General features: G+C 46.5%; 7 protein-coding genes. 4 read left to right on the forward strand and 3 right to left on the reverse strand.

Going from position 1 to position 7,392, the window contains the following annotated elements:
- The first annotated feature begins 89 nt into the window (after positions 1–89).
- The 3 genes from dapA (at position 90) to QUB61_RS03690 (ending at position 3,772) form a co-directional block, all read left to right on the forward strand.
- Positions 90–983, forward strand: a complete 894-nt coding sequence (dapA, locus tag QUB61_RS03680; protein WP_333123777.1) for a 4-hydroxy-tetrahydrodipicolinate synthase — start codon at positions 90–92, stop codon at positions 981–983.
- Positions 984–1,266: 283 nt separating this feature from the next.
- On the forward strand, positions 1,267–3,135 hold the full coding sequence (locus tag QUB61_RS03685; protein ID WP_333123780.1) for a ribonuclease J: 1,869 nt from the start codon (positions 1,267–1,269) through the stop codon (positions 3,133–3,135).
- Positions 3,136–3,262: 127 nt separating this feature from the next.
- A complete protein-coding gene (locus QUB61_RS03690; protein ID WP_333123783.1) occupies positions 3,263–3,772 on the forward strand; it encodes a methyltransferase domain-containing protein in 510 nt (169 codons plus the stop codon).
- A 103-nt stretch (positions 3,773–3,875) separates the two neighbouring features.
- Here the strand turns inward: QUB61_RS03690 and QUB61_RS03695 are convergent, their stop codons facing one another.
- From QUB61_RS03695 to QUB61_RS03705, 3 genes are all read right to left on the reverse strand, one after another.
- A complete protein-coding gene (locus tag QUB61_RS03695; RefSeq protein ID WP_333123786.1) occupies positions 3,876–4,151 on the reverse strand; it encodes a MoaD/ThiS family protein in 276 nt (91 codons plus the stop codon).
- 152 nt (positions 4,152–4,303) lie between these two features.
- Positions 4,304–5,602 carry a threonine synthase gene (gene thrC / locus QUB61_RS03700; protein WP_333123788.1) on the reverse strand — a complete coding sequence of 433 codons (1,299 nt, stop codon included), beginning with the start codon at positions 5,600–5,602 and terminating at the stop codon, positions 4,304–4,306.
- 421 nt (positions 5,603–6,023) lie between these two features.
- The gene (locus QUB61_RS03705) at positions 6,024–6,284 is read right to left on the reverse strand and encodes a MoaD/ThiS family protein (RefSeq protein ID WP_333123791.1); all 261 of its coding nucleotides are present in this window, start codon (positions 6,282–6,284) and stop codon (positions 6,024–6,026) included.
- Between the two features lie 512 nt (positions 6,285–6,796).
- Here QUB61_RS03705 and QUB61_RS03710 point away from each other — a divergent pair.
- Positions 6,797–7,177 carry a hypothetical protein gene (locus QUB61_RS03710; protein WP_333123794.1) on the forward strand — a complete coding sequence of 127 codons (381 nt, stop codon included), beginning with the start codon at positions 6,797–6,799 and terminating at the stop codon, positions 7,175–7,177.
- Positions 7,178–7,392 lie beyond the last annotated feature (215 nt).

The raw sequence follows: 7,392 nt of genomic DNA on the forward strand, positions 1-7,392 counted from the left end.
GAAAATTGAAATTGGGGATTTTAGATAAACCTTTCATCTGAAATCAAAAATTTAAAATCAAAAATCAACAGTCTAAAATCGGAGAAAGTGTGGTAAAGTTTGGACGGGTTCTGACTGCAATGATTACGCCGTTTAAGGAAGACGGCAGCGTTAACTATGCGGTAGCAGAACAATTGGCAGTTCATTTAGCCGATCGCGGTACGGATAGCTTGGTAGTGTGCGGCACAACCGGCGAGTCTCCCACTATGACCTGGGATGAAGAGTACGAATTATTTCAGGTGGTACAAAAGGCGGTGGCCGGTAAGGCGTTGGTAATCGCAGGAGCCGGATCGAATTCTACACTAGAAGCAGTAGCAGCTACCCAAAAAGCAGCTAAACTGGGGTTAGACGGCTGTTTGCAGGTGGTTCCTTATTACAACAAGCCGCCGCAAGAAGGTTTGTACAATCATTTTCGGGCGATCGCGCAATCTGCTCCCGAATTGCCTATAATGTTATATAACATCCCCGGTCGCACTGGTCAGAATATGTTGCCGGAGACGGTGGCTCGATTGGCAGAAATCCCCAACATTGTGGCCGTAAAAGAAGCAAGTGGCAACTTAGATCAAGCAAGTCAAATTAGGTGCTTGACATCCCCTGAATTTGCCATCTATTCTGGAGATGATTCCCTAACTTTGCCCATGTTGGCGGTAGGAGGATCTGGTGTAGTTAGCGTAGCCAGCCATCTGGTAGGAGAGCAACTGCAACAGATGATCGAAGCTTTCGAGGTCGGTCAAGTTCAAGTCGCTACCCAGATTCACTTGCAACTTTTTGACCTGTTTAAAGCTCTTTTTCTCACCACAAATCCCATTCTCGTCAAGACAGCTCTCAAACTTCAAGGCTGGGATGTAGGCTCCACCCGTCCGCCCCTGTGCGATCCGCCCGTTGAGATGACTCAAAAGTTAAAGGACGTACTGAGCCAGCTAGCCACAGTATCAGCTATCTAGACAGGCGAGAACGAGTTTTCAGACAACTGAATATTGGTTGTGATAAGTCATTAGTTCTTAGTCATTAGTCTTTAGTAATTAACTGTTAGTAATTAGCTAACAGTCAAAAAATAAAGACTGAGGATTAAAGGCTGAAGGCAAAAGACAACTGACTGTAGGGGAGAGTAACACCCCCAGGGGAGTTTTCCATAAATATTTGGAAAAAAATCGCCCTAGCAACGAACAAAAGACGAAAGACGAAAGACAACAGACAAATAACAAAAATAACTAACAAAGGATACGCATGATCGCAAAAAATACAACTGCCTCAGCTCTAAAAATTATTCCCCTTGGCGGACTGCACGAAATCGGTAAAAACACTTGTGTGTTCGAGTACGGCGACGAAATAATTCTTTTAGATGCAGGTTTAGCCTTCCCGACAGATGGAATGCACGGGGTAAATATTGTCCTCCCAGACATGACTTACCTGCGGGAAAACAGCCACAAAATTCAAGGCATGATCGTGACACACGGTCACGAAGACCACATAGGCGGCATCCCTTATCACCTCAAACAATTTGAAATTCCGGTCATGTACGGCCCGCGTTTGGCGATGGCTTTGCTAGCCGGAAAATTGGAAGAAGCGGGAGTGTCTCACCGCACAGAATTGAGGACAGTTCGACCGCGGGATACGGTAAGAATTGGCAAGCATTTCTTAGTCGAATACATCCGCAACACTCACTCGATGGCTGACAGTTTTACGGTGGCAATTCACACTCCCGTGGGAATTTTGATCCACACCGGAGACTTTAAAATTGACCACACTCCTGTAGACGGCGAGCATTTTGATTTGCAAAAGCTGGCCGAGTACGGCGAGAAAGGCGTGCTGTGCTTGATCAGCGATTCTACTAACTCGGAAGTTCCGGGTTTTACCGCTTCGGAACGTTCGGTTGCGCCGAATTTAGACAGAATTATCGCTCAAGCACCGGGACGGGTGATGGTGACGACTTTTGCTTCGTCGGTACACCGATTGCAAATTGTTTTGGAGTTGGCTAAGAAAAACAATCGGTATGTCGGAGTGGTTGGTCGCTCGATGCTTAACGTCATCGCTCACTGCCGCAATCTCGGCTACATCAAATGCGAAGATAGTATTTTCAAACCGCTGAAAGAAATCCGCAATTTGGCTGAAGACAAGATACTGATTTTAACTACAGGTTCCCAAGGCGAACCGATGGCGGCGATGACTCGCATTGCTAACGGCGAACATCACGAACTGAAAATCAGAAAGGGCGATACAGTCATTTTCTCGGCTAATCCGATTCCGGGAAATACGATCGCAGTGGTAAACACGATCGATAAACTGATGATGCTGGGAGCACACGTGGTTTACGGCCGCGACAAAGGCATTCACGTTTCGGGACACGGTTGTCAAGAAGACCAAAAGTTAATGATTAACATGACTCGTCCCAAGTTCTTCTTGCCGGTTCACGGAGAACACCGGATGCTGATCCAGCACTCGAAGACGGCTCAAAGCATGGGCATTCCCGCTAGCAATATGGTGATTGTTGATAACGGCGATGTCGTAGAATTAACTGAAAATTCGATACGAGTTGCTGGTAAAGTGCCTTCAGGGATTGAATTGGTAGATTCTTCTCGATCGGGCGTGGTTAAGGCGAACGTCCTCAAGGAACGCCAGCAGTTGGCCGGAGATGGTGTTGTAACTGTAGCGGCGGCTTTGAATTGGGAAGGCAAGTTGGTTGCGAAGCCGGAAGTACACTTGAAAGGTGTCGTGACATCAGCCGATAGCGCGGAGGTGATCAAATTAATCACTCAAACTATTGAAACAGTTTTGAGCGATCGCTGGTCAGAATTTGTAAAACCTGCTACATCAGACTCACAAGTTGATGTTGACTGGGTAGGAGTTCAAACGCAAATAGAAAAGGCTATTGGGCGAGTGATGCGCCGGGAACTTCAAAGCAATCCCTTGCTGGTATTCTTGATGCAGATTCCTGAAGAAGCAGTGCGATCGGAATTTGTGCAAACATCTCAACTTTCCATTGAAGCACCTAAACTAGCATCATCAGTACCGTCGCCAGTACCAGCCCCTGTGAATACAGTAACAGGTCGTCGTCGTCCTCGGACTGGTGCAAGAGTAGCTTCCGTCGTCTCTTAGTTTTATAAAGACAGCAAGCGACAGGATAAAACCTGTCGCTTTAACTGTCAAGCCCGCCCGTCCAGTTTTGACAAGTTACCGTCGAGCAGCTAAAAGGAGGTTTATTTTAAGCATTAGATAAAGGTAGATGAAGATTTACTCTGAATTCGTGAGAGTTCGATCGCAGCTTTATGATAAGATATGGAGTTTTGGCGGTTTCCACCATTGTCCAAATCAGACTGAAGCATTTCAAAGAATTTACAAGGCATTAAAACCGAAGGGAAAGTTAGTGATTGGCGATGTTTTTCAGGGAAGTTCCCTGGCGAAACATTTTGACAAACACGTAGGTAGGTATTGTCTGACGGGACATGAAGTTAAGTTTATGTCGGAGGAGTTCGCCAGAACTCTTTGTTATTTGGGAGGGTTCCTAGATAAAAATGTTGACATAGTGGATATCCCGCAAAAATGGCGTTTCAAAACAGAATACGATATTGGAGCATTCGTATACAAGTTTCATGCAATGACAAAGTTGCCTGGTAGTGAGTACCAGAAAATTCAGCAAGTCTTTGAAGGTTGCAAAGACATTCTAGGAATTGAATACAGGGAGAATATCTATGAGTTGAATTGGCCGATGAAGGCGATAATTGCAATCAAATAGTTTAATAAGTGGACTAAGCTAAAAAAGCCAAAAGTAAAAATACCCGACTTGTTTAAGAAGTCGGATATCTAAAGCCGATAATGCCTCAATCTGCGGTCAAAAATCAACCACCAGCCACTGCTGGAACAATGCTGACTTCATCGCCATGTTTGAGGGCTGTTTTTGAGCCATCCAAAAAGCGGATGTCTTCGCTGTTGACGTAGAAGTTGAGAAATCTGCGGGGTTCTCCCTTTTCGTCGCACAGGCTTTTTTTGATGCCGGGACAATTTGTTTCCAGGGATTCAATCAGTTCGGAAATGTTGTCGCCGCCGCATTCGATGGTGGCTTGATTGTTGGTGAATTTTTGCAGGGGAGTGGGAATTAAAACTTTGACGGTCATTTTGTTAGTCCTTAGTCAGTAGTCCTTAGTCATTAGTTATTAGTTATTAGTCCTCAGTCATTAGTCCTCAGCGAGCAGTCAGTTGTCATCAGTCAACAGCTTAACAACTAATGACTAATGACTAATGACTGCCGACTGCTGACTAATAGCTGTTAAACCGAAACTTGTTGCCATTCTAAGCGTTCGAGGGTGCGGGCGCGTTCTAGGGCGCGCTCGAACGCTTCTAGTTTGGGTTCGAGGGTGATGGGTTCGCCGATGTAGCCTTGAACTGCTTCCTGCGTTTTCAAACCGTTGCCGGTGATGTAAACGACGGTGGTTTCATCGGGATTGATTTTACCTGCTTCTACGAGTTTCTTCAAGACGGCGATTGTCGTGCCGCCTGCGGTTTCAGTGAAGATGCCTTCTGTTTCTGCTAGCAGTTTCATGCCTTCGATGATTTCGGTGTCGCTGACGGATTCAATGTTGCCGTTGGTTTTGCGGGCGATTTCCAAGGCGTACATACCGTCGGCTGGATTGCCGATCGCGATCGACTTAGCAATTGTATTCGGTTTCACCGGTTTGACGAAATCACGGCCTTCGCGGAATGCTTGGGCGATTGGGGAACAGCCGTCAGCTTGGGCGCCGCTGAACCGGACTTTCTTTTCATCAACTAAACCGACTTCGATGAATTCTTGAAAACCTTTGTAAATTTTTGTGAACAGGGAGCCGGAGGCAAGGGGACCGACGATGTGATCGGGCAATTGCCAGCCTAGCTGTTCGGCCACTTCGTAGCCGAGGGTTTTTGAGCCTTCGGAATAGTAGGGACGCAAGTTGATATTGACAAATCCCCAGCCATGTGTATTGGCGACTTCGCAACAGAGGCGGTTAACTTGGTCGTAGTTGCCGTGAACTGCCATGACAGTTGGATTGTAAATCAGAGTGCCGAGGACTTTGCCTGCTTCTAAGTCGGAGGGGATGAAGACTACGCAGTCGAGTCCGGCGTGGGCGGCGATCGCAGCGGTGGAGTTAGCTAAATTGCCGGTGCTGGCACAGGATACTGTTGTGAAACCCAATTCTCTCGCTCTGCTGAGGGCGACTGACACCACTCTGTCTTTAAAGCTGAGAGTGGGCATATTGACGGCATCGTTTTTAATATAAAGATTTTTTAGACCGAGGCGACGGGCTAAGCGGTGGGATTTTAATAGAGGAGTCATGCCGGTGCCGACATCGATGACGTTATCTGTAGCGACTGGTAAAAATGCGCGGTAGCGCCAGATCGAGTTGGGGCCGGCTTGGATGGTTTGGCGAGTGACGGTGCGGCGGATGGCGTCGTAGTCGTACTTGACTTCAAGCGGGCCAAAACAGCAATCGCAGACGTGCTTGGCTTGGAGTTCGTACTCTTCGCCGCATTCTTTACATTTGAGGGCTGTGAAGGTTGCTGCTGTGGATTGGGTTCTGGTCGCCTGGGTCATAGCTCAACTCTCTAGTTTTGCGATGTGTTCTAAGTCTTGTGCAAGATTAGCACGGTCAATTTACCCCGTCAACCATACCCGATTTTTTTAGTCGGGATTGATTTGAAAGCAATATTGAGTTGCAGGTCCGAGCTGGCTGGATAGTTCTCAATCACTCTCTCAGAGTGGCTTCTAGGCTCTGCCGAGGAATGCAAAAAGAAAGCAAAAGCCTTGCTCTTAACCGAACTCAAGAATGAATTCCCTTAAAAACTCATTGCAAAACTTTATAAAGCTTTTTTTTATTGGTCACTCAAAAATCTCAGGCGGGAACTCTTGGCACCGCGCCTACAACTCAACACTAAGCTGTACTGCATTGAAATTGTCTATTTCAATTCCCTATTCCCCAAAGAGTCAAATCCTCGGACACTCTCCCCCTCATGGCTTATCCACCGCTGACGGGAGGGATGAGTACAACTTCGTCGCCGTCTTGGAGGATGGTGTCGGGGGAGACGAATTCCATGTTGAGGCCGAAGCGAGTGCGATCGCGCCATTGTTCTAATTGAGGATATTGGGCGATCGAGCTTTCGAGCACTTGAGACACTGGGGTTTCGGGAGGAAGTTCTACTGTAAGTTCCGAAACGCCGAAGGCTTCACCGAAGGCGGCGAAGAGTTTAACGGTGATGGTAATCGAAGAGTTAGACACGGCTGTTGAGTGCGATCGACGCTTTGGCAATTATCAACTACACCATACAATTAATTAGGAATTAGGCACCCCGAGGCTTAAAATTGAAATCGACAATCTCTAGTTAAGTTTTACCCCATTGGGTAAAAATGACAGTTGATTGCAGCAAAAAGTCCCAACAGCATTGTAGGCCCAGCGCTCTCACCAACCAGGCGTTATGCCATTTGAGATTTTAGATTAAATAATTGAAGGATTGGGAATGACTGATAACTATCATGGTTGGGAGCACGCGCCTACTGTTGCATTCTTTTGTGAAACGGGTGTTATAAGTAGTTGGCATCTACTTAGATGCAGCTAGCTAAGGTCTAGTTTGCTGCTGTTGAGGCTACTGCGAGACTATTTTTTGAGAAGGCGCGATAGATACTTCCCCGTAATTGTGGCAGAGTACAAAAGCACCGGACTAAATTTAGCGGGCAACAACCCAGACAATGCCCTGCCAACCCGCTTCTGGTGACTAAAAATCAGGTTGTCAAGTGCAGCTTGGAATTGCCGAAGCTTTGCCGTGCAAAGCCAAGCGTGCCGTTCTATCTAAAAATAATAGTGAAGTTAACGCGATCGAGATATATATGGCAAGTAACGATTTTAAAGTGCTTCAAATTATTGAAGCTAAAGGCTGGTATGCCTTTGGGAGTACAAAGCAAAGCCAGCACGTTGAGAGGTGGGTAAGACCGGTCGTGTGTTGGGTTTTAATAGAAGATAAAAAAAAGCGGCGGATTGTGACTGCTACCGCTAGCTATCAGATCCAGATTGACGACAAAGAAGTCGAGTTTTTTGCCCACGAAAGCGAAATTCAAGATCTGGAGAGTCTCCCGAAGTCTGTCTCGGTATCGGAATTTCTGAAAACAGAAGATTGAGAGAAGGGCAAAAGGAGATCCTTTAACAAGTTATTAATTATTCCTTAGTGATTCCTTAAACTTGCGGTCGGATGCTATTTGAATTAGAGGCAGAAGCTCTAGATTGGGGAGAGGGGGTGATGGAAGGCGAGAATTTATACTTTTGCCTTGCCGAAGGCATCTTGTGCCGAATGCCTGAAGTAGCCCAAAAAATAAAGAAGCCGGAAGATTGCAGG

It is taken from the genome of Microcoleus sp. C2D2, assembly GCF_036702495.1.
In the GTDB taxonomy this organism is placed as follows: Bacteria; Cyanobacteriota; Cyanobacteriia; order Cyanobacteriales; family Microcoleaceae; genus Microcoleus.